This is a genomic window from Curtobacterium sp. VKM Ac-1393 (assembly GCF_015350995.1).
Classification (GTDB): Bacteria; Actinomycetota; Actinomycetes; order Actinomycetales; family Microbacteriaceae; genus Curtobacterium.
The window spans coordinates 130,930-157,926 of sequence record NZ_JADKRW010000008.1 but is presented as its reverse complement, the minus strand read 5'-3'; the positions used below and the strand labels follow the sequence as shown (position 1 = coordinate 157,926).

General features: G+C 70.6%; 22 protein-coding genes. 4 read left to right on the top strand and 18 right to left on the bottom strand.

Going from position 1 to position 26,997, the window contains the following annotated elements; translation table 11 throughout:
* Positions 1-16: 16 nt before the first annotated feature.
* From ITJ59_RS19740 to ITJ59_RS17485, 13 genes are all read right to left on the bottom strand, one after another.
* Entirely contained in the window at positions 17-1,393 is a 1,377-nt protein-coding gene (locus ITJ59_RS19740) for an FtsQ-type POTRA domain-containing protein (RefSeq protein ID WP_194652594.1), read from the bottom strand.
* A complete protein-coding gene (gene murC, locus ITJ59_RS17540; protein WP_194652593.1) occupies positions 1,390-2,811 on the bottom strand; it encodes a UDP-N-acetylmuramate--L-alanine ligase in 1,422 nt (473 codons plus the stop codon). Before murC ends, ITJ59_RS19740 begins: the two co-directional genes overlap by 4 nt.
* A complete protein-coding gene (locus tag ITJ59_RS17535) occupies positions 2,808-3,917 on the bottom strand; it encodes a UDP-N-acetylglucosamine--N-acetylmuramyl-(pentapeptide) pyrophosphoryl-undecaprenol N-acetylglucosamine transferase (RefSeq protein ID WP_194652592.1) in 1,110 nt (369 codons plus the stop codon). The genes murC and ITJ59_RS17535 overlap by 4 nt, the downstream gene beginning before the upstream one ends.
* The gene (ftsW, locus tag ITJ59_RS17530) at positions 3,914-5,206 is read right to left on the bottom strand and encodes a putative lipid II flippase FtsW (RefSeq protein ID WP_194652591.1); all 1,293 of its coding nucleotides are present in this window, start codon (positions 5,204-5,206) and stop codon (positions 3,914-3,916) included. Before ftsW ends, ITJ59_RS17535 begins: the two co-directional genes overlap by 4 nt.
* Positions 5,175-6,704 carry a UDP-N-acetylmuramoyl-L-alanine--D-glutamate ligase gene (gene murD / locus ITJ59_RS17525; RefSeq protein WP_194652590.1) on the bottom strand — a complete coding sequence of 510 codons (1,530 nt, stop codon included), beginning with the start codon at positions 6,702-6,704 and terminating at the stop codon, positions 5,175-5,177. The genes ftsW and murD overlap by 32 nt, the downstream gene beginning before the upstream one ends.
* 4 nt (positions 6,705-6,708) lie before the next feature.
* Positions 6,709-7,812: a phospho-N-acetylmuramoyl-pentapeptide-transferase gene (gene mraY / locus ITJ59_RS17520; RefSeq protein ID WP_194652589.1), complete on the bottom strand. Its 1,104-nt coding sequence runs from the start codon at positions 7,810-7,812 to the stop codon at positions 6,709-6,711.
* Complete coding sequence (locus tag ITJ59_RS17515; protein ID WP_194652588.1) at positions 7,809-9,314, bottom strand: UDP-N-acetylmuramoyl-tripeptide--D-alanyl-D-alanine ligase; 1,506 nt, start codon at positions 9,312-9,314, stop codon at positions 7,809-7,811. Before ITJ59_RS17515 ends, mraY begins: the two co-directional genes overlap by 4 nt.
* Positions 9,311-10,969, bottom strand: coding sequence for a Mur ligase family protein (locus tag ITJ59_RS17510; protein WP_194652587.1), 1,659 nt, complete (start codon positions 10,967-10,969; stop codon positions 9,311-9,313). Before ITJ59_RS17510 ends, ITJ59_RS17515 begins: the two co-directional genes overlap by 4 nt.
* A gap of 14 nt (positions 10,970-10,983) precedes the next feature.
* Positions 10,984-12,753: a peptidoglycan D,D-transpeptidase FtsI family protein gene (locus ITJ59_RS17505; protein WP_194652586.1), complete on the bottom strand. Its 1,770-nt coding sequence runs from the start codon at positions 12,751-12,753 to the stop codon at positions 10,984-10,986.
* Between the two features lie 49 nt (positions 12,754-12,802).
* The gene (locus ITJ59_RS17500; RefSeq protein WP_194652585.1) at positions 12,803-13,489 is read right to left on the bottom strand and encodes a hypothetical protein; all 687 of its coding nucleotides are present in this window, start codon (positions 13,487-13,489) and stop codon (positions 12,803-12,805) included.
* Between the two features lies 1 nt (position 13,490).
* Positions 13,491-14,456 (bottom strand): 16S rRNA (cytosine(1402)-N(4))-methyltransferase RsmH, encoded by a 966-nt coding sequence (rsmH, locus tag ITJ59_RS17495; RefSeq protein ID WP_194652584.1) that lies wholly within the window; start codon positions 14,454-14,456, stop codon positions 13,491-13,493.
* 106 nt (positions 14,457-14,562) lie between these two features.
* A complete protein-coding gene (gene mraZ, locus ITJ59_RS17490; protein WP_071254530.1) occupies positions 14,563-14,994 on the bottom strand; it encodes a division/cell wall cluster transcriptional repressor MraZ in 432 nt (143 codons plus the stop codon).
* Positions 14,995-15,483: 489 nt separating this feature from the next.
* Complete coding sequence (locus ITJ59_RS17485; protein WP_194652583.1) at positions 15,484-15,891, bottom strand: DUF3040 domain-containing protein; 408 nt, start codon at positions 15,889-15,891, stop codon at positions 15,484-15,486.
* A gap of 131 nt (positions 15,892-16,022) precedes the next feature.
* On the opposite strand from ITJ59_RS17485, the gene ITJ59_RS17480 reads away from it, so the two are divergent.
* A complete protein-coding gene (locus tag ITJ59_RS17480) occupies positions 16,023-17,120 on the top strand; it encodes a polyprenyl synthetase family protein (RefSeq protein ID WP_323749548.1) in 1,098 nt (365 codons plus the stop codon).
* Positions 17,121-17,190: 70 nt separating this feature from the next.
* Here ITJ59_RS17480 and ITJ59_RS17475 read toward each other — a convergent pair whose 3' ends face one another.
* A complete protein-coding gene (locus ITJ59_RS17475) occupies positions 17,191-17,547 on the bottom strand; it encodes an Rv2175c family DNA-binding protein (RefSeq protein ID WP_323749547.1) in 357 nt (118 codons plus the stop codon).
* A 171-nt stretch (positions 17,548-17,718) separates the two neighbouring features.
* Here ITJ59_RS17475 and ITJ59_RS17470 point away from each other — a divergent pair, with 171 nt between their 5' ends.
* Positions 17,719-19,014, top strand: coding sequence for a lytic transglycosylase (locus tag ITJ59_RS17470; protein WP_323749546.1), 1,296 nt, complete (start codon positions 17,719-17,721; stop codon positions 19,012-19,014).
* Between the two features lie 82 nt (positions 19,015-19,096).
* The gene (gene pknB / locus ITJ59_RS17465; RefSeq protein WP_194652580.1) at positions 19,097-21,163 is read left to right on the top strand and encodes a Stk1 family PASTA domain-containing Ser/Thr kinase; all 2,067 of its coding nucleotides are present in this window, start codon (positions 19,097-19,099) and stop codon (positions 21,161-21,163) included.
* 301 nt (positions 21,164-21,464) lie between these two features.
* Here pknB and ITJ59_RS17460 read toward each other — a convergent pair whose 3' ends face one another.
* The 3 genes from ITJ59_RS17460 to ITJ59_RS17450 all read right to left on the bottom strand — a co-directional run bounded on the left by ITJ59_RS17460 (position 21,465) and on the right by ITJ59_RS17450 (position 24,694).
* Complete coding sequence (locus tag ITJ59_RS17460; protein ID WP_194652579.1) at positions 21,465-22,850, bottom strand: class II 3-deoxy-7-phosphoheptulonate synthase; 1,386 nt, start codon at positions 22,848-22,850, stop codon at positions 21,465-21,467.
* Between the two features lie 103 nt (positions 22,851-22,953).
* On the bottom strand, positions 22,954-23,679 hold the full coding sequence (locus ITJ59_RS17455; RefSeq protein WP_194652578.1) for a lysophospholipid acyltransferase family protein: 726 nt from the start codon (positions 23,677-23,679) through the stop codon (positions 22,954-22,956).
* A 61-nt stretch (positions 23,680-23,740) separates the two neighbouring features.
* Positions 23,741-24,694 carry an ROK family glucokinase gene (locus tag ITJ59_RS17450; RefSeq protein ID WP_194652577.1) on the bottom strand — a complete coding sequence of 318 codons (954 nt, stop codon included), beginning with the start codon at positions 24,692-24,694 and terminating at the stop codon, positions 23,741-23,743.
* Positions 24,695-24,816: 122 nt separating this feature from the next.
* Here ITJ59_RS17450 and ITJ59_RS17445 point away from each other — a divergent pair, with 122 nt between their 5' ends.
* Complete coding sequence (locus ITJ59_RS17445; RefSeq protein ID WP_323749545.1) at positions 24,817-26,721, top strand: long-chain fatty acid--CoA ligase; 1,905 nt, start codon at positions 24,817-24,819, stop codon at positions 26,719-26,721.
* Positions 26,722-26,812: 91 nt separating this feature from the next.
* On the opposite strand, the gene ITJ59_RS19465 is transcribed toward ITJ59_RS17445, so the two are convergent.
* Positions 26,813-26,944 (bottom strand): hypothetical protein, encoded by a 132-nt coding sequence (locus ITJ59_RS19465; protein ID WP_267238389.1) that lies wholly within the window; start codon positions 26,942-26,944, stop codon positions 26,813-26,815.
* Positions 26,945-26,997: the final 53 nt, after the last annotated feature.

The following is a 26,997-nucleotide window of genomic DNA, read 5'->3' as shown; positions in this document are numbered from 1 at the left end:
CGATCAGGTCGGCAATTCAGTCCTTCGCGCGGATCACGCCGTTGTCGGGCGCCGAGACGTCGTACTCGACCACGACGCCGGGGTTGCGCGCAGCGTGGTCCTTCATCAGCGCCGCGAGCAGCGCCGCTTTCGCCTCGGAGTCGTCCGGGCTCCCCCACACGACCGTCGACTTGTCACGCAGCGTCAGGGTCACGTCGTCGGCGGTGGACCCCGCGACCCGGGTGACCTGCGTCCGCACGGTCGAGGGCAGCGCCAGCACGACCTCGGTCATCGTGCGGAAGCTCGACGACCCGAGGCGCGCACGACCGATGTCGGCAAGCGGCATCGTCGCCGGGCGCTGCGGCGAGGACTGCACGACGATGCCGGCCGGGTCGACGAGGTCGAACGAGGCGCCCGACTTCACCGCGACCACGGGTGTCCGCTCGGTCACCGTCACGACGAGGGTGTGCGGCGGTGCCTCTTCGGTCACGTAGCTCTCGATGAGCGGGAAGCCGGCGATGTCCTGCTTGATCTCGTCGAAGTCGAGGCGCGCGAGCGGCGTGCCGATCTGGTCTGAGAGGGCCTCACGCAGCGCCGTCTCGTCGACGCGGTTCGTCCCCTTCACCTCGATCGTCTGCAGCGCCATCAGCGGCGAGAACACGGCCACCAGGATCGAGACGCCGAGCACGACGACGATGCCGGCCGCGGTGATCCAGGAGGCGCGACGGTGGCGGCTGCGTCGGGTGAATCGGCGGACCTCGGCCCGCTCGAGCAGGCGACGGCGCCGCTTCGCGACGCGGGCCTCACGCGCGGTCTCGGCTGCACGGACGCCGGCACCGATCGGTGCGCCGTCGTGGTGGCCAGGCCGGGAGGCACTGCCGGCGTCGAGCACGTCGGTCACGGTGGCGTCCTGGTCGCGGTCACTGCCCGCCGCGCCCCCGGACGGTCGTCGCGCCCCGTCTCCTCGGGGCGCGTTGCCCGCGTCGGGGCGCGAATCGCGGTGGTCCTCGTCCGGTGTGTACTCGCGCAGGCGGTCGGCGACGGCCCCGAAGCCGGCGCCGACGCGGCGGCCGGCCGCGCCCGCGAGGGCGCCGACGCGGTCGCGCGTCGAGTCGGCGGCATCGGTGGTCGGATCCGCGCCCGCGGACGGCCGTCGCGCCCCGGTGCTCGGGGGCGCACCGACCGCTGGGGGGCGCGATCCGGAGGAAGCGGGTGCCGGAGTGACGGCTGGGGCGTCGTCGCCCGCAGCGAAATCGTCGGACGCGGGACGGGCCTCCCGGTCGTCAGCGGAGGATCGTCCGCGGAACGGCAGCCGCGGCATCGAGGGGGCACGACGCTGCCGGGGCGCGTCGGCGCCCTCGGCCGGGACGTCCCTGCGGGCGTCCCCCTCGTCGAACCCCTCCGGGCGCCTCACCGGGACGACGCTCCGTCGTCCGCCAGGGCACCCAGCACCTGCGGGATGATCCGGTACACGTCACCGCAGCTGAGCGTCATGATGATGTCGCCGTCGCGGGCGACCGCGGCAGCGCGGGCGGAGGCCTCGGCCCAGTCCGGCAGGAACTCCACGCGGGACTGGTCGGCGAAGCGTTCCTGCACCAGGGCGCCGGTCACGCCGGGTTCCGGGTCCTCACGCGCGCCGTAGACGTCGAGGACGACGGTGTGGTCGGCGAGCTCCTCGTAGACCCGCGCGAAGTCGCCGGCCATCAGACGCGTGCGCGAGTACAGGTGCGGCTGGTGGATCGCGATGATCCGCCCGTCGCCGACGACGTTGCGGGCCGCCTTGAGCGCCGCGGCGACCTCGGTCGGGTGGTGCGCGTAGTCGTCGTAGACCGAGACGCCGCGCTCGACACCGTGCAGTTCGAAGCGGCGCTGCGTGCCGCCGAAGGCCTCGAGCCCGCGGATCGCGTCGGCAGCGCTGACGCCCAGACCGGTCAGGACCGCGAAGGCGCCGACGGCGTTGATCGCGTTGTGCCGACCGGGCACGCGCAGCGTCAGGTGGTGTGCTTCGCCCGCCGCACGGAAGTCGACCTCGACACCGGCGGACTCGGTGATGCCCTCGATGCGGACGTCGGCGTCGACGGCCTCGCCGAAGGTGACGATCTCGGCGGCGTCGGCGCGCTGTCGGATGCCGGCCGTGACGGTCTTGGCACCGGCGTCGTCGCTCGAGATGACGACGCGCTCGCTCGCCTTCGCGGCGAACTCGACGAACGCCTCGGTGAAGGCTTCCTCGCTGCCGTAGTGGTCCAGGTGGTCGGCGTCGACGTTCGTGATCAGGGCCACGGCGACGTCGTAGAGCAGGAACGAGCCGTCGGACTCGTCGGCCTCGACCACGAACAGGTCGCTCGACCCCGGTGCGGAGCTCGTGCCGAGGGACTGGATCACACCGCCGTTGACGTAGCTCGGGTCGAGCCCGAGCTCGACCATCGCGGTGACGATCATGCCGGTCGAGGTGGTCTTGCCGTGCGCGCCGGCGACCGCCACGAGGCGGTGCTCGGCGATGAGCGCTGCGAGGGCCTGCGAGCGGTGCAGCACCGGCAGACCGCGGCGCTGCGCCTCGAGCAGTTCGGGGTTGTCCGGCCACAGGGCGCTCGTGACGACGATCGTGTCCGCGTCGCCGACGTTGGCGGCGTCGTGGCCGATGTGCACGTCGGCGCCGAGGCCCCGCATGGTTCCGGTCGTCTCGGTCTCGCGGGAGTCGCTGCCGGTGACCCGGTGACCGGAGGCGAGGAACATCCGGGCGATGCCGCTCATGCCGGCGCCGCCGATGCCGACGAAGTGCACGGTGCCGAGGTCGTCCGGGATCGGCTTCGTGAGGTCCGGCTTGATGGTCATGGTTCCTCCGTGGTGCTGGCGGCGTGCTTGACGGCGTGGTCGGCGGCGTCGAGGACCAGGTCGGTCATCCGGTCCGCGCCGTCGCGGTGTCCGACGCTGCCCGCCCGCACGGTCATGTCCGCGATCCGGGACCGGTCCTGCAGGATCGTCAGGAGCTGGAACGTCACCCAGTCCTGGTCGAATTCCCCGTCCGCCACGAGCACGGCTCCCCCGGCGTCGACGACGTCCTTGGCGTTGTGCCGCTGCTCGCCGTTGCCGACGGGGTAGGGCACGAGCACGCTGGGCAGTCCGACCGCGGTGAGCTCGCAGACCATGCCGGCGCCGGAGCGGGAGACGACGAAGTCACTCGCTGCGTACGCCAGGTCCATCCGGTCGCAGTAGGCCAGCACGTGGTAGCCGTCGAGGTCGCTCGGACCGATGTCCGACGCTGCTCCGACGACGTGCAGGATCTGCCAACCGGCGCCCACGATCGAGGCTGCCGAGGCGTTGATCGTGCGGTTGATGCTCCGGGCCCCCGACGAGCCGCCGGTCACGAGCAGCACCGGGCGGTCCGGGTCGAGTCCGAACTCGGCGAGGGCCTCGGCCCGGCTGGCACGGCGGTCGAGCGACTCGATCTCGCGCCGGAGCGGCATGCCGACGACGCGACCGCCCCGCAACCGGGTGTTCGAGAACGTCAGGCCGACGTGGTGGGTCAGGAACGCGGCGAGACGGTTCGCCAGCCCCGGCTTCGCGTTCTGCTCGTGCACGACGATCGGGGTGCCCGTGCGTCGGGCGGCGATGTAGGCCGGTGCTGCCGCGTAGCCCCCGACGCCGAGGACGACCTCGACCTCGCGCTCGCGGATGATCTGCTCGGTCTGCTTCACCGCGGCGGCGAAGCGCTGCGGGAAGCGCAGTGCGTTCGCGTTCAGCTTCCGGGGGAACGGCAGGCGCGGGATGGTCAGCAGTTCGTAGCCGCGCATCGGGACCAGGCGCGATTCCAGACCCTCGGCCGTGCCGAGCACGAGCACTTCGGCGTCCGGCACGCGGTCGGTCAGGCGGTCGGCGACGGCGAGCAGCGGGTTGACGTGCCCGGCGGTGCCGCCGCCGGCGAAGAGGTACTTGCTCACCGGAGTCGTCCGTTCGTGGTGGTGCTGTCGAGGGGCGGGTTCGTGGTGCGCGGGTCGTTCTTGCCGGGCAGGTCACGGGCGAACGACAGCACGACGCCGATCGCCACCAGGGTCATGATGAGGGCGGAACCACCTGCGGAGATGAGTGGCAGTGGGACGCCGAGCACCGGCAGCAGGCCGAGAACCACGGCGATGTTGACGAGCGCCTGACCGATGATCCACGCGAGCACCCCGCCCGTCACCGTCTTCACGAACGGGTCGCGGGACTGTCGGATGATCTTGATCATGCCGACGGCGAGCACCACGAACAGCGCGAGCACCACGACGGCGCCGATCAGGCCGAGCTCCTCGCCGATGATCGCGAAGATGTAGTCGTTGTCCGCCTCGGGCAGCCACGACCACTTCGCCTTGGAGTTGCCGAGGCCGACGCCGAACACGCCGCCGGACGCCAGTGCCCACATGCCGTGCACGGGCTGCCAGCAGAGGTCGGCGTACTGGTTCGAGTCGGTGCAGCCGGACAGCCAGGCGCTGATGCGCACCTTGCGCGATGCCGACGCCATCGTGACGATCGGCAGCATGACCGCCATCGCCGCCAAGCCGACGAGCAGGTGCCGCGCGCGGGCACCGCCGACGTAGAGCGCACCGAGGGCCAGGATGAGCATGATCATCGCGGTGCCCTGGTCGCCACCGAGGATGACGAGACCGAGCGACAGGAGCGAGGCGATCCCGATCGGGATGAACACCTCTTTCCAGTCGTCGAGCTTGTCGCGCTTGACGTACATGATCGCGCCGATGCCGAGCACCAGGCCGAGCTTGACGACCTCGGACGGCTGCGCGGTGAACGAGCCGATGCCGATCCAGTTCCGGTTGCCCTGGATGTCGATGCCGAGCGGTGTGTAGACGAGCAGCTGCAGGGCAAGCGCCGCACCGAGCAGCCGCATCGCCCACTTCCGCCAGAGACGGGTCGGGACCCGGCTCGCGATGAGCATGAGCGGCACGCCGAGCACAGCGTAGAGCCCCTGGCGGGATGCCGCACCGAAGAAGTCGTGCGTCGCGGCGTACTGCTCGACGCTCGACGACGACAGCACCATCACGACGCCGAAGACGACCAGGAAGAGCGTGACGCCGAGGATCGTGTAGAAGGTGCTCGACTCGGCGACGAAGACGTTCTTGACGGCGACGAACGCACCGTTCGTGCGACGTCGGGAGCCGGTGCCGCTGCCGGTGGTGCCGGTGCCGTTCACCGGCGACCGACGCTCACGGCCGTTCGGAAGATCCGTCGTCGCCATCGGCGCTGCCTCCCAGGTGCTCGTGGACCGCCGCCGCGAAACGACGCCCCCGGTCGGCGTAGGAGCCGAACTGGTCGAACGACGCAGCCGCCGGGGCGAGGAGGACCGTGTCGCCCGGCCTCGCGACCGATGCGGCATGCCGGACCGCCTCGGGCATGACCTGATCAGTGTCCGTCGTGTCCACCTGCAGCACCGGCACCCCGGACGCGTGTCGCGCGAATGCCTCCAGGACGGGGGTCCGGTCGGCGCCGATCACGACGACGGCACGGACCTCGGGGCCGAACCGTGCGACGAGTCCGTCGACGTCGACGCCCTTGAAGAGTCCGCCGACGATCCACACCACGGTGTCGAACGAGGCGAGGGACGCGGTCGCGGCGTGCGGGTTCGTGGCCTTGGAGTCGTCCACCCAGGTGATGCCGTCGGACTGGGCCACCAGCTCGGTGCGGTGGTGGTCGGCCCGGAAAGCACGGACGGCGGCCTGGATCGCGCTCGGCTGGACGGTGCCGGCCCGTGCGAGGGCGGCGGCGGCCAGCACGTTCATGGTCATGTGGGGGCTCGCGAGCCCGGCGGCCTCGAGATCGGCGAGGGTCGAGAGTTCGAGCGCGCTGTTCCGGCGGTCCTCGCCGAAGGCACGGTCGCACAGGACGTCCTCGACGATGCCCACGTCACCGGGCGCGGGGACGCCGGGGGTGAAGCCGACGGCACGGCAGCCCTCGACCACGTCGGCGTCCTGCACCATGTCGCGGGTGGCATCGTCGGCGGTGTTGTACACGCAGGCCATCACGGTGCGCTCGTAGACCTTGGCCTTCGCGGCCCGGTACGCCGCGGCGGAACCGTGCCACTCGAGGTGGTCGTCGGCGATGTTCAGGCAGGCACTCGCGAGCGGCACCACGGCACCGTCGCCGGCGGTCGCCATGTAGTGCAGCTGGTGGCTCGACAGCTCGACGACGAGCACGTCGAAGCCGTCCGGGTCGCGAACGACGTCGAGCACCGGCACGCCGATGTTCCCGCACGCCACGGCCCGCAGGCCCGCCGCCTCGTACATCGCGGTCGTGAGCTGCGTCGTGGTGGTCTTGCCGTTGGTGCCCGTGATCGTGATCCACGGTGCCGCGACCGGACCGCGCACGACCTTGTCGCGCACGCGCCAGGCCAGTTCGATGTCGCCCCAGACGGTGCTGTTGGCGACCGACCACTGCACGGTGGCGTTGTGCGGCGGCAGGCCCGGCGACACGACGACGACGTCCGGCGCCTGCTCCTGCAACGCGGCCGGCACGGTGTCGAGCGGCGTCTGCACGAAGCGCGCGCCTATGACGTCGAGCAGCTCGACGCTGTCCGACGGCGCGTCGGTCGAGTACACCGTGACGTCACTGCCGAGCTCGACCAGGGTGTCGGCGACCGAGAACCCGGTGGCACCGAGCCCGAGGACGGCGACGTTCAGGCCCTTCCACCCCTCGGAGTACCAGCTGTCGAGGGACTGGAGGCGGGAGGACGAGGACACCGGGTCAACCAACGCGTGCGATCCATTCGAGGTAGAAGAGGCCGACCCCCGCAGCGACGAAGAGCCCCGCGATGATCCAGAACCGGACGACGACCGTCACCTCGGCCCACCCCTTGAGCTCGAAGTGGTGGTGCAGCGGACTCATCCGGAAGATCCGCTTGCCGTGGGTGATCTTGAAGTACGCCCGCTGCAGGATGACCGAGCCGGTGACGATGAAGAACAGGCCGCCGATCAGGATGAGCAGCAGCTCGGTGCGGCTGAGGATCGCGAGACCCGCCAGCGCGCCGCCGAGGCCGAGCGAACCGGTGTCGCCGAGGAAGATCTGCGCCGGCGAGGTGTTGTACCAGAGGAACCCGATGAGCCCACCGCAGACCGCGGCGGCGACGACCGCCAGGTCGAGCGGGTTCGACACCGTGTAGCAGGCGTGCTCGGTGCTCGCGTCGAGGCGGACGCCACCGCAGATCTGGTTGGACTGCCAGAAGCCGATGATGACGTACGAACCGATCGCCAGGATGCTCGACCCGGTGGCCAAGCCGTCGAGGCCGTCCGCCACGTTGACGCCGTTCGACGTCGACACCGTGAGCAGCACGATCCAGGCCAGGAACAGGACGGTGCCGATGACGGTGCCGAGCGCCATGAAGTCGAGCCACGGGATGTCGCGGATCGCCGAGATCATGGTCGACGCCGGGGGCTTGCCGTTCGACGTCGGCACCACGAGCGCGACCGTGGCGAAGATGACGCCGACGATGACCTGGCCGAGGATCTTCGCCCACCCGCCGAGCCCGAGGCTCCGCTGGCGCCGGACCTTGAGGAAGTCGTCGATGAACCCGACGAAGCCGAGGCCCACCATCAGGAACAGCACGAGCAGGCCGGACAGCGTGATCGAGTCACGTCCGACCAGGTGGCCGACGAAGTACCCGATGACCGCACCGATGATCAGGACGATGCCGCCCATGGTCGCGGTGCCGCGCTTGGTGTGGTGCGACTGCGGACCGTCGTCACGGATGAACTGCCCCCACCCGAGACGGTGGAACAGCTTGATGAAGGACGGGGTGAGCAGCAACGTGAACACCAGCGACGTCGCGCCGGCGATGAGCAGGGCGATCATTCGGTGACACCTCCGAGGCGGTCGCCGAGGAATCGCAGCTCGGCAGACTTCGAGGACTTGACGAGGACGACGTCGCCGGGGCGGAGCATCTCCTGCAGTGCGTGGACGGCGTCGTCGACGTCCTCGATGAACACCGACTCGCCGTCCCACGATCCCTCGAGGGTGGCGGCCTGGTGGATGGGCAGCGCGGCGCGGCCGACGACCACGAGCTGCCCGATGCCGAGACGGACCACGAGCCGCCCGATGCGGTCGTGCTCCTCGGTCGCGTACTCCCCGAGTTCGGCCATCTCACCGAGCACGGCGACGGTCCGCTCCCCCGGTCGCACGATCTGCGCCAGGGTCCGCAGCGCCGCTGCGGTCGAGTCCGGTGAGGCGTTGTAGGCGTCGTTGATCACGGTGACACCGTCGGGGCCGCCCTGCAGCAGCTCCATGCGCCAGCGCTCGGCGCGCGTCATCGACGCGAGCGCCGCGGCGCCGTCGGCGAGCGGGACGCCCCAGCGGTGGGCGACCGTCAGGGCGGCGGCCGCGTTCATCGCGTGGTGCTCACCCAGGATCGCGAGGCGCACGTCGACGTGATCCGGGCCTCCCGGTCGGCCTCCGTCTGCAGACGGGTCGTCCGCTGGTACGGGAGGCGCGGTGAGGGTGAAGCGGGTGCCGCTGCGGTCCGTCTCGATACCGGTGATGCGGTAGTCGGCATCCGCCGACGTGCCGAAGCCGACCACCTGTGCAGCGGTCAGGTCGCGCATCGACGCGACACGGTCGTCGTCGACGTTGAGGAGCGCGGTCGCGGAGGCCGGCAGGTCGGTGACCATCTCGGACTTCGCGCGCTGCGTCGCCTCGATGCCGCCGAACTCACCGGCGTGCGCGAGACCCACCTTGAGGACGACGCCGACATCCGGCTCGGCGATGCGGACGAGCGCGGCGATGTGACCGACGCCGCTCGCCCCCATCTCGACGACCAGGAACCGGGTGTCGTCCGTGACCTTGAGCATCGAGATCGGCGCACCGACGTGGTTGTTGAAGGACCCCTGCGGCGCGACGGTCTCGCCGTGCTGCTCGAGGATGGTCCGGAGCATGTTCTTCGTGCTCGTCTTGCCGTTCGAGCCGGTGATGCCGACGACCCGCAGCGGTGCCGGACGCCCCTGGGCGTCGACACGGTCGGCGGACGCCATCCGGACCCGGGTGACGACCTCGTGCGCGAGCGCTGCGAGGGCGGCGTAGCCGTCCGCCACGACGATCTGCGGCGCGGTGGTGTCGACGCGCTCGGGCGTGATGACGAGCGCGGCGCCGGCCTCGGTCGCGGCCGGCACGAAGCGACGGCCGTCGGTGACCTCACCGGGCAGGGCGAAGAAGACGCTGCCGGGGCGGACCAGACGCGAGTCGGTCTCGACCGAGCCCTCGACCACCAGGTCGCCGGGCTCGGCGACGTCGGTCGCCTGGGCGCCGCCGATCAGCTCGCCGTCGACCGCGGTGGCGATCTCGGCGAGGGTGAGCGCGATCATCGGAGGTCCTCGGCCGGACCGGAGTTCGGCTCCCAACCGGCTTCGCGGAGGGCCTTTCGGGCCTCGTCGCGTGCCGAGTACGGGGTGCGGACGCCGGCGATGTCGCGGTAGTCCTGGTGACCTGGGCCGGCCCAGAGGATCGAGTCCCCCTCACCGAGCAGGCTCACGGCCGTGCGGATGGCGGCCTCCGGCGGGCTCACCTCGTGCAGCTCGTGGTCCGGGAACGCCTCGCGCGCAGCGTCGACCAGGGTCTTCCGGATCGATGCGGCGTCCTCGAAGCGGGGGTGGTGGTCGGTGACGACGAGGATGTCGCTGCCGGCCGCCGCGACGCGGGCCATGTCGCCACGCTTCGTGGTGTCGCGGTCACCGTCAGCGCCGAACAGCATGAGGACCCTGCCGGAGGTGAACTGGCGGACGGCGGCGAGGGTGTTCTCGAACGCGTCGGCACTGTGGCCGAAGTCGACGTAGACGCTCGGGCCGCGGTCGCCCGAGACGCGCTCGGTGCGGCCGGGCAGGTAGCACTCGATGGCGGAGACGGTGCGCGCGTCGCGGTCGCTGCGGGCGTCGTGCTCGTCGCGGTCGTCTTCGTCCGGGTAGCGGCGGTGGTTGCTCTCGAGCGCGTGCGCGATGGCACCGAGCTCGAAGCCACCCTCGACCAGCATCACGATCGCCAGTGCGGCGTTCGCGGCCATGTGCCAGCCGATCAGGGGCACACGGGTGGTGAGTTCGCGGCCCTCGGGACCGCTCAGGCGGAACTCCGTGTAGGCAGCGTGCGACTCGACGATGTCGACGTGCCACTCGGCCTCGACGTCCGGGTGCACCGTGATCGTCGTGACCGGGATGCGGGAGTCCTGCACCACGCGGTGGCCCCAGTCGGTGTCCAGCGAGACGACGCCGCGACGGGCGTGCTCGGGCTGGAACAGCGGGAGCTTCGCCTGGTAGTACTCCTCCATGTCGGCGTAGTCGTCGAGGTGGTCGTGCGACAGGTTCGTGAACGCCGCGACGTCGAAGACGATGCCGTCGACCCGGTGGCGGCTGAGAGCCTGCGCGCTCACCTCGACGGCGACCGCACGCACCTCGCTCTCGCGCATCCGGGCGAGGAGGGCGTGCATCTCGCTGGCCTCGGGCGTGGTGAGGCGGCTCGTCACGCTGAGTGACCCGATGTGCCGCTCGGCGGTCGAGCTCAGGCCGGTGACCAGGCCGAGCTGCTTGAGGATCCCCTCGAGGATGTAGGACGTGCTCGTCTTGCCGTTCGTGCCGGTGACGGCGAACAGCTGCGGCAGGTCGGTGGCCTCGTCCGGGTGGGTGCGGTACACCCACGCCGAGACGTCGCCCAGGGCGGCACGGGGATCGTCCACGACGAGCACCGGCAGGCCGGCGGCCCGCGCGTGCTCCACACCGTCGTCGTCGGTGAGCACCGCGACGGCACCGCGCTCGGCGGCCTCGGCGGAGAACTGCGCGCCGTGCCGGTTCGCACCGTGCACGCCGACGAAGACGTCACCGGGCTGCACCTCGGCGGCGCTCAGCGTGACACCGGTCGTCTCGACGGCGTCGACCGAGCCGACGACGCGGAGACCGAACGCGTTCGCGAGTTCGGCGACCGCCCTCGGGGTCGGGTGTTCGGGCCGGAGGACCGGGGGGATCCGTGCGGACAAGTGCTCCTTCTTCCTCACCACGTGGACGGGTAGGTCTTCGCCTGCGTCGTGGAGGGGGCGACACGGTACTTCTCGAGCACCTGGGACATGAGTGTGCGGAACGCCGGAGCCGCTCCGCTCGACCACTTGTTGGTCTGCGGCTTCGTGAACGTCACCGTGACAACATACTGGGGGTCTTCGGCGGGTGCCATTCCGGCCACCGACGTGATGCGCTGCGAGCCGTAGCCCTTCGAGCCCTCGGCCACCTCGGCGGTGCCGGTCTTCGCGGCGATGTTGTAGCCCGAGATCGGCTTCATGCCCACGAGCGTGCCGCCGGTGACCACGCTCTGGAGCATGTCGGTGACCTGCGTCGCCGCGTTCGAGGACACGACGCGCTGCTTCTGCACGTCGGGCGCGTCGATCGTGGTGCCGTCCGAGGTGGTGCAGCCCTTGACGAAGTGCAGCGGGATCCGGACGCCGTCGTTCGCGATCGTCTGGAAGACGCTGGCGACCTGCACGGCGGTCGTCGAGATGCCCTGACCGAACATCGAGTTGATGTTCGTCTGCTGGTCCCAGTTCGGGCTCGAGCCGTAGTCCATCGACGGCTGGCCCGGGTAGTCGATCGCCGACTCGGGTTCGAACAGCCCGAACTTCTGCATGTAGTCGTAGCGCTGCTGCGCCGTCAGCCGCGACCCGAGCTCGGTGATGCCGACGTTCGACGAGTCCCGCAGGATGCCGGTCAGCGTCAGGTTCTCGGTCGGGTGGAACTCGGAGTCGTGGATCGTGCCGCCCCAGGGGAACGTGCGGGAGTACGGCACGACGGCCTGGTCGGTGGGACTCGACTTGCCCTGGTCGATCAGGGCGGCGGCGATGGCGGCCTTGATCGTCGAACCCGGTTCGTACGAGTCGGTGAGTGCGCGGGAACCGAACGCGCCCTTGTCGGTCGTGGCGTCGACGTCGTTCGGGTCCACGGTCGGGTAGTCGGCGACCGCGAGCAGCTCGCCCGTCTTGACGCTCGTGACCGTCGCCGTGGCGGACTCGGCCTGCAGGGTCTTCGCAGCGGACGCGATCGTCTGCTGGGCCATGTACTGCAGGTCGCTGTCGATCGTCGTGACGAGCGTGCCGCCGTCCTTGGCCTGCTTCTTCGTCACGGTGCTGCCCGGCAGCTGGACGCCGTCCTCGCCGCGCTCGTAGGTCTCCGAGCCGTTCGTGCCGGCGAGGCACTTGTTGTACGCGTACTCGAGACCCGCCTGCGCGCCGTCCGTCCCCATGAAGCCGGTGATGTTGCCCGTGGTCGCACCCGTCGGGTACACCCGCGACGCCTGCTGCTCCTTGTAGATCCAGGGGATGCCGAGGTCGGTCACGGCCTCGTAGTGCTTCACGTCGAGGCCCTTGACCAGGTACGCGAAGTCCGACTCCGGGTTCGCCGCGATGTTCTTCCGCATGGTCGCGACGTCACCACCGGAGGCCTTCGCCAGGGCGGTGAGCGCCGTCGCCACGCTGATGTCCTTGACCCGGGTCCCGCCGAGCTTGCCCTTGAAGGCCTTGACCAGGCGCGGGGCGGTGGTGATGTTGTACCGGGTGACGCTGTCCGCGAGTTCGGTGCCGTTGCGGTCGACGATGGAGCCGCGGGTCCCGTAGATCGTCACGGGGATGCTGCGCTTCAGCGCGGACTGCTTGCTCAACTCCGAGGCCTGCACGACCTGGATGTCGACGAGTCGGACCACGAAGACGCCCACCAGGGCGATCACGGCGATCATCACGATGCTGTAGCGCAGTCGTCGGTTGCGGATCGTCTTCGTCACGCGGTGCGGTCCTTCCCGGGTGGTGCTGAGGGTGGTGCAGACCCAGAGGTCACCGGGTGGTGGGCGCCTGGAGCTGGTTCGCGTCGGACTCTACGGAGGACTTCGAGGAACCCCCGTCCGACGCGCTGGCGCCGCTCGTCTTCTCAGACGCGGCCGTGCCGGTCGTGGCCGTGCCGGTGGCGGCCGTGCCGGCCGTGGCCGTGCCGGTGGTCGAGCCCGTCTCCTTGCTCGTCGACGTGTCGCCCTGCTTCGCAGCGAGCGGGACGTCGTTGAGCAGCGAGTTCGGCACCTGGTTCTCCGTGCTCGCCGTGGCCTGGTCGGCGACCGCCGGGGTCGGCGTGCCGTACACCCGGCCCGTCTTCGGGTCGAGGTACACCGGCGTGGAGTTCGCGATCATCCCGAGCGACTGCGCGTTGCGGGCCAGGTTCTGCGGCGAGTCGAGCACCCGGAGTTCCTCGGACAGCGACTGCTGCGTGCGGGACAGGTTCGTCTGCTCGGTGCCGAGCGCGCTCAGCGTGTAGGCCCCCTGGCTGAGCACCATGCTGATGCCGAGCTGGGCGAGCAGCAGGATGCCCAGCGCGACGACGGCGGTGACGGCGTACCCGATGCGGGGACGTGCGCGGCGCTGTGCCGCGGTCGGCGTGACCTCGACGAGCTCCGGTCGGCTCCGGCGATCCGGGCGCGGGGCACGGGACGGGACGACGGCGGGGTCGACGAGTGCGAGGTTCGTGCTCATGTCACTTCCGGATCCGCTCGGCCGCGCGCAGGCGCACGGGTGTTGCTCGGGGGTTGGCGGCGCGTTCGGCCTCGTCGGCCAGCTCGGCACCCTTGACGACCAGGGAGAAGGTCGGTGCGTGCTCGGGGAGCTCGACCGGCAGCCCCGCGGGAGCGCTGGACTTCGTGCGCTCCACCAGGGCCCGCTTGACGATGCGGTCCTCGAGCGACTGGTACGACTCGACGACGATCCGGCCACCGACCGCGATGGCGTCGAGCGCTGCCGGGATCGCGCGCTCGAGGACGCTGAGTTCGGCGTTGACCTCGATGCGGAGCGCCTGGAACACGCGCTTCGCCGGGTGCCCCTGCCGCTGGATCGCGACCGGGGTGGCGTCGTGCAGCACCTGGACCAGGTCGCCGGACATCGTGAACGGTGCGCTGGCACGGCGCTCGACGATGGCCCGGGCGTAGCGGCCCGCGAGCTTCTCCTCGCCGTAGCGCTGGAAGATGCGGCGCAGTTCGCCCTCGTCGTAGGTGGCCAGGACGTCGGCGGCGGTCTGCCCCTCGGTCCGGTCCATGCGCATGTCGAGGGGGGCGTCCTGGCTGTACGCGAAGCCGCGCTCGGCCCGGTCGAGCTGCAGCGAACTCACGCCGAGGTCGAACAGCACGCCGTCGACCTGGCGGAACCCCTCGCCCTCGATCGCGTCGACGATGCCGTCGTACACGGTGTGCACCAGTCGGACACGGTCACCGAACCGGGCGAGCCGCTCCCCCGCGATGCCGAGCGCGTCGGTGTCGCGGTCGAGACCGATCAGGGTCAGCTCCGGGAAGCGCTCGAGCAGGCCCTCGGAGTGTCCGCCCATGCCGAGTGTGGCATCGACGACGACCTTGCCCGGCCCCTCGAGCGTCGGCGTGAAGAGGTCGACGATGCGCTCGAGCATCACCGGCGTGTGCGGGAAGCGTGGTGTCCCGTTGTCGTTCTCGGCCATGTGCAGCCCCTCGTCTTCCGGGCCGCGGGTCCGGATCCCCATCCATGCGACCTGACATCGGGGAAGTGATGTCAGGGCTTCACGGCTGGGAGTCCCGATCCACGGATCAGAAGATCCCCGGGATCACCTCCTCGTCGTTGTCGGCGAACGCCTCTTCGGCTTCGGCGTAGTAGGCCTCCCACGCGGTGGTCGACCAGATCTCGGCACGGTCACCACTGCCGATGACCGTGAGGTCCCGCTCGAGCCCCGCGTACTCACGGAGGTTCTGCGGGATCGTCACGCGGTTCTGCTTGTCGGGCTGTTCGGCGCTGGCCCCCGAGAGGAACAGGCGCATGTAGTCCCTGGTGCGCTTCGACGTCATCGGAGCGGTCCGGATGCGCTCGTGGAGTTCCTCGAACGTCCGGGCGCTGAAGACCACGACGCAGCGTTCCTGGCCGCGGGTCATCACGAGTCCCCCGGACAGTTCGTCCCGGAACTTGGCGGGCAGGATCACGCGACCCTTCTCGTCGAGCTTCGGGGCATGAGTACCGAGCAGCACGTCGGGCCTCCCCTCCGCTCCACCGGACCGTTGCGAGCCCCACTTTACTCCACTCCACTCCCCGCGCCCAGGAATCTGCTCCCTTTTCCGCCGCTGACACCCCTTTTGGGGCCGGTTCGGCGGTGTTCGGCGTCGGACTGGCGCCGCGGATGCCCGTACTGGCGCGGAACCAGGGCGTGATGGTCACCGTGGAGGAAAGTGGAGGACTTTCGCAGCCGGTGGAGCGCCACGGGGCGAGCCTGGGCGCGGCGGGGTCCGGACGAAGGGGTGCGCTGCGGCCACGCCACACCCGAGGTCGTCGCGCCGAGGTTCCACGACATGCCGCGCACGCACCGCCGGGGTTCCACGAACGGGCGTCAGGGCGCGCGAGGTTCCGAGATTTCGGAACCTCGGGACCCCACCCCCACCCGCGCACGCCACCCCTGGGAACGCGAAGACGGGGCCGGCCCGAAGGCCGACCCCGTCAGAAGGGAGGAGTGTGGAGGAGCGCTACTGGCTCTGGTCGTTCCGCTTGTCCCAGCGGTCGTTCATGCGGTCCATGAAGGACCCGCCACCATTGCTGTTGCCGCCACCGGACGGACCCGCGGAGCCACCGGCTGCCGGCTTGCCCGGCCGAGCTGGCTTGGCCTTCGGCGCACGCATGCCCGGGCGCAACGCGAACAGCACACCGGCGAGCATCACGACGAAGCCGAGGATGCCGAGCAGCGGTGCCTTGATCACGAGGCCGACGATGACGACGGCGACACCGGCGAGTGCGCCGAGGACCCCGAGCGTGATGGCGGTGTACGTCGGACGACCCTGTCGACGTGTGACACGCGCCACGAAATCGGAATCGTTCTGGTAGAGGCTGCGCTCCATCTCTTCGAGAAGGCGCTGCTCCTGTTCCGAGAGCGGCATCTTGGTTCCCTCTGTTCCTGGGATCGACGCGGGGTTGAACAACCGGGCTGGAAAACACTCGGTTGAGTGGACCGATTCTATGTCCCAACCGCTCCACTAGGGTAGGGACTGTGGCTGAGAGTACGCGATTAGTGGACCTCGTATCGGCGCGTATCGACCGGGCACTCGACGAGCAGCGTGAACGGCTCCTCGCGATCAGCCCGGATCTCGCCCCGTTCGACCTGTACGCCCGAGACCTGCTGTCCGGCGGCAAGCGCTTCCGTGCGCTGTTCTGCTACTGGGGATGGCAGTCGGTGGCGGGCCGTTCCGGCTCGTTCGACCCGCTGGCGGAGGGGTCACGGCAGACCACGGCCGAGGCGATCGTCACCGTGGCGGCTGCGCTCGAGGTCTTCCACGCGGCAGCCCTCGTGCACGACGACATCATGGACCGCTCGGACACCCGCCGCGGGCGCCCTGCCGCGCACCGCCGGTTCGAGTCCCTGCACGAGGAGTCCGGCTTCGTCGGCGACCGCGGGCAGTACGGCACGAACTCGGCGCTGCTGCTCGGCGACCTGCTGCTCTCCCTCAGCGACTCGGTGTTCGACGAGGGCCTCGCCCTGCTCGACCCGGTCCGCGGCCGCATCGTGCGCCAGGAGTTCCACGCGATGCGCCTGGACGTCACCGCCGGTCAGTATCTCGACGTGCACGAAGAAACGGCGTGGCCCGTCATCGACGAGTCCGAGCACCTGCTCCGCGCCCAGCGCGTCATCGTCTTCAAGTCCGCCAAGTACTCGATCGAGGCACCGCTCGTCATCGGCGCCCTGGTGGCCGGTGCGAGCGAGTCGCAGCTCGAGGGCCTCCGTGCCTTCGGTCTCCCCCTCGGCGTGGCCTACCAGCTGCGCGACGACATGCTCGGCGTGTTCGGCGACCCGGAGGTCACCGGCAAGCCCGCCGGCGACGACCTGCGCGAGGGCAAGCGGACCGTGCTCATCGCCTCGGCGCGCAAGGCCCTGGCGAGCGGGCCGCGGCAGCTGCTCGACGAACTGCTCGGCGATCCAGACCTCGACGAGGGCCAGGTGCAGATGCTCCGCGCCACCCTCACCGAGTCCGGTGCGGTCGCCGCGGTCGAGCGTTCCATCGACCGGCACGTCCAGCGTGCGAAGGCGGCGCTCGACGCGTCGCCGCTGACGCCGTCGGCACGCGAACAGCTCGCGTCGTTGGCCGACACGGTCAGCCGCCGGTCGTCCTAGACGCGACCCCAGGACAGACGGGAGGCCCGGTGCCAGCTGGCACCGGGCCTCCCGTCTGCTCGGAACGCGTCTAGAGCAGCGACTGGGCCACGCGACGCACCTCGGCCTTGCGACCGGCGCGCAGCGCCGCGATGGGCGAGACGCCCATCGACTCGTCGACCGTGAGCATCCAGCGCACGGCCTCGTCGTCGGTGAAGCCGTTGTCACTGAGCACGGTGAGGGTGCCGCGCAGCTCGGGCAGGGGCTCGCGGTCCTCGAGGAACTCACTCGGCACGCGCAGGACACCGCCGACCCGGGCCGCCAGCAGGGTCTTCTCCTCGAACAGGCGGTGGATCCGGCCGGGGCTGGTGCTGAAGAGGTCCACCAGCTCGGGGACGGTCAGCCAGCGCTCGGAGAGGGTCAGGTCGTCGACGGGTGCAGCACTCACACGCCCATGGTGCCAGAGCATGACGTGGAGTGATGACGCGGCGTTCGTCACATTCGTCACATCCACCACATCCGACTCTCTGGTTGACTTGGGAATCACACCATGCCAGCGTTGTGCCACCTGTGAGTGCGCGCATGCACGCGCACGGCTCAGTCGACACCAGGAGAAACCGTGGACAACGCTGCAGACGAAGCCGCCCGGCGCGCACGATCCGCCCGGTTCGCGACCATGCCCATCGTCCTCGCGGGCACGATCGCGGTGACCGCCGGTCTGACCGGCCCGGTCGCCCACGCCGAACCGCGGCACGACGACCCCGACACCAACAAGCGCCACGTCGACCAGGATCGGAACGTCGGGAGCCGTCCGGTCTTCGGCACCGCGGTCGCCCGTCCGTCACAGACCGTCGTCACGACGGTCGCCGCGACGACGAAGGCGTCCACCAGTGCGGCGCCCACGACCTACTCCGTCCGTCAGGGCGACACGGTCTCGGGCATCGCCGCCCGGTTCGGCCTGTCCGCGCAGGAGGTCCTGGTCCGCAACGGCCTCGGCTGGAACACGATCATCCACCCCGGGCAGACGCTGCACCTGGCGTCGACGCCCGCGGTGACCACGGCGCGGACGACCACGAGCGCCGGATCGACGTCCGGTTCGGGGTCGAGCACCTCGAGCTACCACGTGAAGTCCGGCGACACCGTTTCCGGCATCGCGTCACGGGTCGGCGTGTCGACAACGGCGCTCCTCAGCGCGAACAAGCTCTCGCAGCGCAGCGTCATCTACCCCGGGCAGACCCTCCGCGTGCCGCACGGCTCGTCCGGAGGCGGCTCGGTGTCCACTGCCGCGGTGTCGTCGGGTTCGTCGAAGTCGAGCGTGAAGATCTCCTCCGGTGACACCATCGGCTCCATCGCTGCGTCCCACCACGTCTCTGTCGCCGCCCTGCTGTCGGCGAACGGCCTGACCTACACGAGCACGATCTACGCGGGCAAGACCCTCGTGATCCCGTCGACGCGCACCGCCGCCGCGACGACCGCCGCCCCGTCGGGTGCCGCCGTGAGCGCTGCCGTGGGCCTGAGCGCCGAGCAGCGCCAGAACGCCGCGACCATCGTCGCCGTCGGTCGGTCCCTCGGCGTGCCCGACCGCGGCATCGTCGTGGCACTCGCCGCCGCGATGCAGGAGTCGAGCTTGCGCAACCTGTCGCGCGGCGACCGCGATTCCGTCGGCCTGTTCCAGCAGCGGCCGAGCCAGGGTTGGGGCAGTGCGGCGAAGCTGCAGGACCCGGCGTACGCCACGAAGCTGTTCTTCGGCGGGCGGAGCAACCCGAACGCCGGCAAGACCCGCGGGCTGCTCGACGTGCCCGGCTGGTCGTCGATGAGCATCACCGACGCGGCCCAGGCCGTGCAGCTCTCCGCCTACCCGAAGGCCTACGCCGACTGGGCGAGCGCCGCCCAGGGCTGGCTGGCCACCCTCTGAGCCTCATCCGGAAGATCGAGATTGGGTCACGACCGGTGCGCCGGTGCGGTGTCGTGCAGTCTCGATTCGTAGAATGCCGCCGATGACCACCAACGCCGCCACGGATCCGATGATCGGTCGCATGATCGATCAGCGGTACCGCGTCCGCTCCCGCATCGCGCGCGGGGGCATGGCAACCGTGTACCTGGCGACCGACGTGCGCCTCGAGCGACGCGTCGCGATCAAGATCATGCACGGGCACCTGGCCGACGACCAGGCCTTCCGTGAGCGCTTCATCCAAGAAGCCCGTTCGGCCGCACGGCTGTCGCACCCGAACCTGGTCGGCGTCTACGACCAGGGCGCCGAGGACGACACCGCGTACATCGTCATGGAGTACATCCCCGGCATCACGCTGCGGGACCTGCTGCAGGAGCACCACGCGCTGACACCGGAGCAGGCGACCGACATCCTGCGCGCCGTGCTGGCCGGGCTGGCATCGGCCCACCGCGCCGGCATCGTGCACCGTGACCTGAAGCCCGAGAACGTCCTGCTCGCCGACGACGGCCGCATCAAGCTCGGCGACTTCGGCCTGGCGCGGGCGACGACGGCGAACACCGCGACCGGGGCCGCGCTGCTCGGCACCATCGCGTACCTGTCCCCCGAGCTCGTCACCCGCGGCGCCGCCGACTCACGCAGCGACATCTACGCGCTCGGCATCATGCTCTACGAGATGCTCACCGGCGAGCAGCCCTACAAGGGCGAACAGCCGATGCAGATCGCCTACCAGCACGCGAACGACACGGTGCCCGTCCCGAGCGCCGCGGTGTCCGGCGTCCCACCGGAGCTCGACGAGCTCGTCGCCTGGTCGACCGCCCGCGACCCCGAGGACCGGCCGCGCGACGCCCGCGAGATGCTCGACCACATGGCGGGCAACCAGCAGCGCGCCACCGGGCAGTACCGGACCGCCGTGCTGCGGCCCGAGAACGCGACCGCGATCCTGCCCTCCGGCGGCGGGACCACGGCCGGTGTCGGCGCTGCCGCCGCAGGTGCCCGTGCTGCTGCCGCCGAAGCACCGGCGGCCACCGACGCCACGGCCATCATCGACTCCCCGGAACGGAGCCGTCCCGCCGCCCGAGGCCGCAACACCGGTCCGGGGCCCCGCCGCACGGGCGCGCAGCCCGGGGTGCTCTCGCCCGCGGGGCAGCGCCTGGCGGACCTCTCCGCGAAGCGTCGCAAGCGCGGCTGGATCGCGCTGTCGGTCTTCGTGGTGCTCCTGCTGATCGGCGCGGGCTTCGGCTGGTACTTCGGCCCGGGACCGGGCGGGAACGTGCGCATCCCCGAAGTGACGGGCAAGTCGGTCTCGCAGGCCCGGCAGCTGCTCGAAGCCCAGGGCCTGCACGCGGCGTCGAAGACCGGAACCCGGTTCGACGCCGTCGTCGCGAAGGGACAGGTGTCCATCACCAAGCCGGCCGCGAAGCGCGAGGTGCAGAAGGGCACGGCGGTGCAGCTCGTCGTGTCGAACGGACCGAAGATGATCGCGCTGCCGACCATCGTCGGGCAGCCGATCTCCACCGTGACCGCCGCGCTCGACGACGACTTCGAGCTGCAGGACAACCGGTACGAGTTCTCCGCCGACGTCCCGAAGGACACCGTGATCGCAGCGACGGGACGGGCCTCCGGCGGCAAGGCGCTCGACCTGACCTCGGTCAAGGCCTACGGCGAGACCGGTCCGGTCACCCTCACCGTGTCCCTCGGTGCCGTGCCCGACGTCGTCGGCAAGACGGTCGACCAGGCCACCGCCGAACTCGACGCCGCCGGCCTGATCCTCGGCGCGCGGACCGAAGAGTACGACGAGTCCGTCCCCACCGGTCAGATCGTCTCCGCCGCGGTGCAGGACTCTCCCGCCGTCCGGGGCACCGCGATCGACGTCGTCGTGTCGAAGGGCCCGACGCCGATCACCCTGCCGGACGTCGCCGCCGAGAAACTCACGATCAACCAGGCCTCGGCGACCCTCGAAGGCCTCGGGCTCAAGGTCTCCGTGCCGGACTGCACGAACATCCTGTGCGGGTTCTACGACTGGAAGTCGACGCTCCCCGTGACCGGTACCGACCCGGGCTTCGGAGCCACGGTGTACCGCGGCGACACGGTCACCCTGTCCTACGACCAGTAGCGGTCGAGCAGTCCGGTCCGGTCCGGTCCGGTCCGTCGAAGCGACACCTGTCCGCACGGCCTCGCCGAAGGCACCGCGAAAGCGACAGCGTGCCGCCGAACATCGGCGGCACACTGTCGCTTTCGCGAACCGGCGCGGCCGACGCTTCGCGGGGCGGGAAGTCGACGCGACCGGGCGGCGGACGGGAGGCGCGGCACGGGGCCGCCACGGGCCTCCCGTCCGGTACGCGGAAGCGACAGAACCCCGCGAACAGTTCGCGGGGTTCTGTCGCTCTGGCGGGACTGACCCGACCCGCTTCGCGCTAGGCGCGCACGTGCGGGTGCGCGCCGAGCTCCTCGGCCACGAGGAACGCGAGCTCGAGCGACTGCATGTGGTTCAGCCGCGGGTCGCACAGCGACTCGTAGCGGGTCGCGAGGGTGGCCTCGTCGATGTGCTCCGACCCGCCGAGGCACTCGGTGACGTCGTCACCGGTGAGCTCGACGTGCATGCCGCCCGGGTAGGTACCGACCTGCCGGTGCGCCTCGAAGAAGCCGAGGACCTCGTCCACGACGTCGTCGAACCGACGGGTCTTGTAGCCGGTGGGCGTCGTCAGGCCGTTGCCGTGCATCGGGTCAGTGACCCACAGCGGGTTGGCGTCCATGCCCTTGATCGCCTCGAGCAGCTTGGGCAGCTCGTCGCGGATCTTGCCGGCACCCATGCGCGTGATGAACGTCAGGCGGCCGGGCTCGCGGTTCGGGTCGAGCTTGTCGACCAGGGCCTTCATGTCGTCGACGGTCGTCGTCGGGCCGAGCTTCACGCCGATCGGGTTCCGCACCCGCGACAGGAAGTCCACGTGAGCACCGTCGAGGTCACGCGTTCGCTCTCCGATCCAGATGAAGTGGCCGGAGGTGTCGTACGCCTGGCCGGAGCGCGAGTCGATGCGGGTCATCGGGCGCTCGTAGTCCATGAGCAGCCCCTCGTGCGACGCGTAGAACTCGACGTGCTTCAGTGCCTCGAAGTCGGCACCGCAGGCGTCCATGAAGCGGATCGCGCGGTCGATCTCCTTGGCGAGGTGCTCGTAGCGGGCGTTCGCCGGGTTCGACGCGAAGCCCTTGTTCCACGAGTGCACCTGACGCAGGTCGGCGAAGCCCCCCTGCGTGAAGGCACGGACGAGGTTCAGGGTCGAGGCGGCCGTGTGGTAGCCCTGCACCAGGCGGCGCGGGTCAGCCGTGCGGCTCTCCAGCGTGAAGTCGTAGCCGTTCACGATGTCGCCGCGGTAGGCAGGCAGCGTGACGTCGCCGCGGGTCTCGAAGTCGCTCGAGCGCGGCTTGGCGAACTGCCCCGCCATGCGGCCCATCTTGATGACCGGCATCGAGGCGCCGTAGGTCAGCACGACGGCCATCTGCAGGATCGTCTTGACGCGGTCGCGGATGGAGTCGGCCGTGGCACCCGCGAAGGTCTCCGCGCAGTCACCACCCTGCAGCAGGAAGGCCTTGCCCTGCGCGGCGGCGGCGAGCCGCTCGCGGAGCTTGTCGACCTCGCCCGCGAAGACGAGCGGCGGCAGCGTGGCGATCTCGGCCGAGGCGGCCTCGGCCGCGCCCGCGTCCGGCCACGTGGGCTGCTGCTTGATGGGGAGCGTCCGCCAATAGTCGAGACCCTCGATGACGTCCGGATCCTGCAGGGCGACGAAGTCGGTCGACTCGGGCAAGGGCGTTACCTCGGTGTTCTGTGCGGGCGGCCCGACGACGCGCCGGCACGCGGACGGCGGGTCGTCGATGGGCGTCCTGGCGGAGTGCCGGGACCCTCAGAGCCTAACGTGCGGGTGACGACTTCCGTTCCCGCATGACGGCCTCGCGCGCGGAGCTGGCCCGTTCCTTGACGCTCGTCGCATAGACGTCGACGTACTCCTGCCGGCTCAGCCCGGCGAGCTCGTGCATGACCTCGTCCGTGACGCTGCGCAGGATGAACCGGTCGGTCTCGAACCCCTGGAACCGTGAGAAGTCGAGCGGCTTGCCGAACACCACCCCGACGCGCTTGATCTTCGGGAACCGCTGGCCGATCTGCTGCACCTCGCGCGTGCCGACCATCGCGACGGGCACGACGACGACCCGGCCCTCGAGGATCATCCGGGCGATGCCGGTCCGGCCGCGGTACAGCTTGCCGTCGGGGCTGCGGGTGCCCTCCGGGTAGATGCCGAGCTGCTCGCCGCGGGCCAGGACCTGCAGACCGGTGCGGAGCGACGCCTCGGAGGCCTTGCCGCCGGACCGGTCGATCGGCAGCTGGCCGATGGCGTTGAAGAACGTCTTCGTCGCCCAGCCCTTGAGGCCCCGCCCGGTGAAGTAGTCGCTCTTCGCCAGGAAGGACAGCCGCCGGTCGAGCACGGCGGGCAGGATCACCGAGTCGATGAACGAGATGTGGTTGGACGCGAAGATGACCGGACCCTTGGCCGGCACGTGCTCGCGGCCGACGACCCAGGGGCGGAACAGGGTGAGGATGAGCGGGCCGAGCAGGAAGTTCTTCAGCAGCCAGTAGGTCATCGACGACTCCAGGTGGTGGGGTGGGCCAGAGCGACCTTACGCGGTGCGGGCGTGGATGCGCCTACGCCGTGCGGGCGTGGATGCGGGCCAGGTCGGCGGCACCGACGACACCGGCGTCGTTCACCAGCTCGGCGATCACGAAGTCCGGTTCGGGGTGGTAGCCGCGCGCCGGCAGGTTGTTGAGGTACGCCTGCTTGATCGGGTCGAGCAGCCGGTCCCCCGCGCTGGCGACACCGCCACCGAACACGAAGAGCTGGGGGTCGAGCACGGCGGACAGCGACGCGCAGGCCTCGCCGAGGTGCCGACCGAGGCGACGGAGGGCCGCGAGGGCACCCGGGTCGTCGGCCAGGATCAGGTCGCCCACGATGTGCCCGTCGAGCTGGCCGCCGTTGGCTTCGCGTGCGTCGGCCAGCGCCGAACCGATGCCACCCGCGTCGGCGACGTCGTTCGCCATGCGCTGCAGGGCACGGCCGGAGCCGTACTGCTCGATGCAGCCACGGGCGCCGCAGCCGCACGGCAGGCCGTTCGGCACGATGCGCAGGTGGCCGATCTCGCCGCCGGTGCCGAACCCACCGCGGAACAGGCGGTCCTCGGTCACGATGGCGCCGCCGACACCGGTGCCGATGGTGAGCATCGTCATGTCGGAGACGAGCCGGCCGGCGCCGAAGCGGAACTCGGCCCACCCTGCGGCGTTGGCGTCGTTGTCGACCGTGATGTGCAGGTCGCCGAGGCGCTGCTGCAGCTTCTGACGCAGGGGCTCGTTCCGCCACCGGATGTTCGGCGTGTAGTAGACGATCGACTGCGAGGCGTCGATGAACCCGGGGGCTGCGACGCCCACGGCGCCGACCTCGTGTCCTGAGCTGAGTCGCTCGACCATCGAGACGACGTCGTCGAGCATGGCGTTCGGGTCCGCAGCGTTGGTGGCCACGCGGTCCTCGGCGATGATCTCGCCGAGTTCCGTCACGACCGCTCCCGCGATCTTGGTGCCCCCGATGTCGATTCCGATGGCGTGCACGGTCCAAGAGCCTACCGGTTCGCCGCGAACCCACGGAACGCCCGGCGACCCGCCCTATGCTGGCTGTGTCGCCTCGCAGGATGAGGCGACCTCGAATCGAACCGGCAGACAAGGGAGTCACCGTGAACGATCAGCGGCCCGTACCCAGCACCGAGGAGCCGACCAGCCGGCACGCCTCGCGTCCGACCAGCGGCCCCGTCGCCCCCGACCACGGCTCCGCAGCGCGGCTCCTCGGCGACCGGGCCCGGCTGACGCCGTCGCGTCCGATCCTGGCCCAGCGCCACGGCGACACCTGGACGACGATCACCGCGGGCGAGGTGCTGGCACGGGTCCGCGGCATCGCGAAGGGCTTCGTGGCCGCTGGCCTCGAGCCGGGCGCCCACGTCGCGATCCTGTCCCGCACGCGGCTGGAGTGGACGCTCGTCGACTTCGCCGTCTGGACCGCCGGCCTGGTGTCGGTCCCCGTCTACGAGACGAGCTCCCCCGACCAGGTGCACTGGATCCTCTCCGACTCCGAAGCCGTGGCGATAGTCGTCGAGCAAGAGGAGCACGCGCGTCGGGTCGCCTCGATCGCCCCGGACCTGCCGCACCTCGGGCAGCACTGGACGATCGACGGCGGCGGCCTGGACGACCTGACCCGGCTCGGCGAGGACGTCACCGACGACGAACTCGACGCCCGGACCGCGACCGTGCACGGCCACGACGACGCGACGATCATCTACACCTCCGGGTCCACCGGCCGTCCGAAGGGGTGCGTGCTGCGGCACGACAACTTCACCGCCACGGTCGAGAACGCCAGCGTCGCGATGCCCGAGGTCGTCGCCGACGGGGCCTCGACCCTGCTCTTCATCCCGATGGCCCACGTGTTCGCCCGGTTCATCGCGGCGATGTCGGTGTCCGCCGGGGTCCTGGTCGGCCACGAGCCGGACACGAAGGACCTCATGAAGGCCGTGTCGTCCTTCCGGCCGTCGTTCCTGCTCGCGGTCCCCCGGGTGTTCGAGAAGATCTACAACGCGTCGGAGCAGAAGGCCGACCTCGGCGGCAAGGGGAAGATCTTCCGGGCCGCGGCGGACACGGCGGTCGCGCACTCCGAGGCATTGGCCGCCGGCCGGGTGCCGCTCGTGCTCGGCCTGAAGTTCCGACTGTTCGACAAGCTGGTCTACGCGAAGCTCCGGAACGCCCTCGGAGGCCGCACCGAGTACGCGGTCAGCGGCTCGGCACCGCTCTCGCCCCGGCTGTCGCACTTCTTCCGGTCGATCGGCGTGCTGATCCTCGAGGGCTACGGCCTCACCGAGACGACCGCCCCTGCCACCGTGAACCGTGCGGCGGACCTGCGCATCGGATCGGTCGGCCCGGCGCTCCCCGGGGTCGAGATCCGGATCGCCGACGACCAGGAGATCCTGATCCGCGGCGTCGACGTGTTCGACCGCTACTGGCGGAACGACGAAGCCACCGAGCAGGCGTTCACCGACGACGGCTGGTTCCGCACGGGCGACCTCGGGCGACTCGACGGCGACGGCGTCCTCACGGTGACCGGACGTGCCAAGGAACTCATCGTGACCGCGAGCGGCAAGAACGTCGCGCCCGCCCCGCTCGAGGACGGCATCCGCGAGCACCCGCTCATCGGGCAGGTCGTGGTCGTCGGCGAGGGCAAGCCCTTCGTCGCCGCACTCGTAACCCTCGACCGTGAGATGCTGCCGGGCTGGTGCGAGAGCCGCGGGATCACCCCGGCGCTCTCCGCGCACGAGGCCGCGTACGACGAGCGCGTGCTCACCGCCGTGCAAGAGGCCATCGACGCCGCCAACGGCCGGGTCTCACGGGCTGAGTCGGTCCGGTCGTTCACGATCCTGGACACCGAGCTGACGGAGGGCTCAGGGCACCTGACGCCGAAGCTGACGATCAAGCGATCGGTCATCCTGCGCGACTTCGCGGCGGACATCGACCACATCTACTCGGGGTCGAAGGTGCAGACGACCGCGACCCCCGTCGTCGAGGGCCGACGCCGGGACCGCGGCGAGCGGCAGTAGAGGCAAGCGGCCTGGAGGCCCGGATCACGTCCCAGGGACGTGATCCGGGCCTCCAGGCCGTTCAGCGGGCGCCGGGGGCGCACGCAGGGTCTCAGGCCTCCGGCGACTGCTCCGTCGCGGGGGCGTCGAGGACGGCGGTCGAACCGGTGGCGACGGTGGTGTCGGCCGGACGACGGTTGGTGCGGGTGCGGTGGGAGCTGAGCTCGTCGTTCTGGGTGGTCATGCGGGAGTCCTGGGGGGATGGGATGGGCTGCCGGTGGGAGGCCGACGCGGATA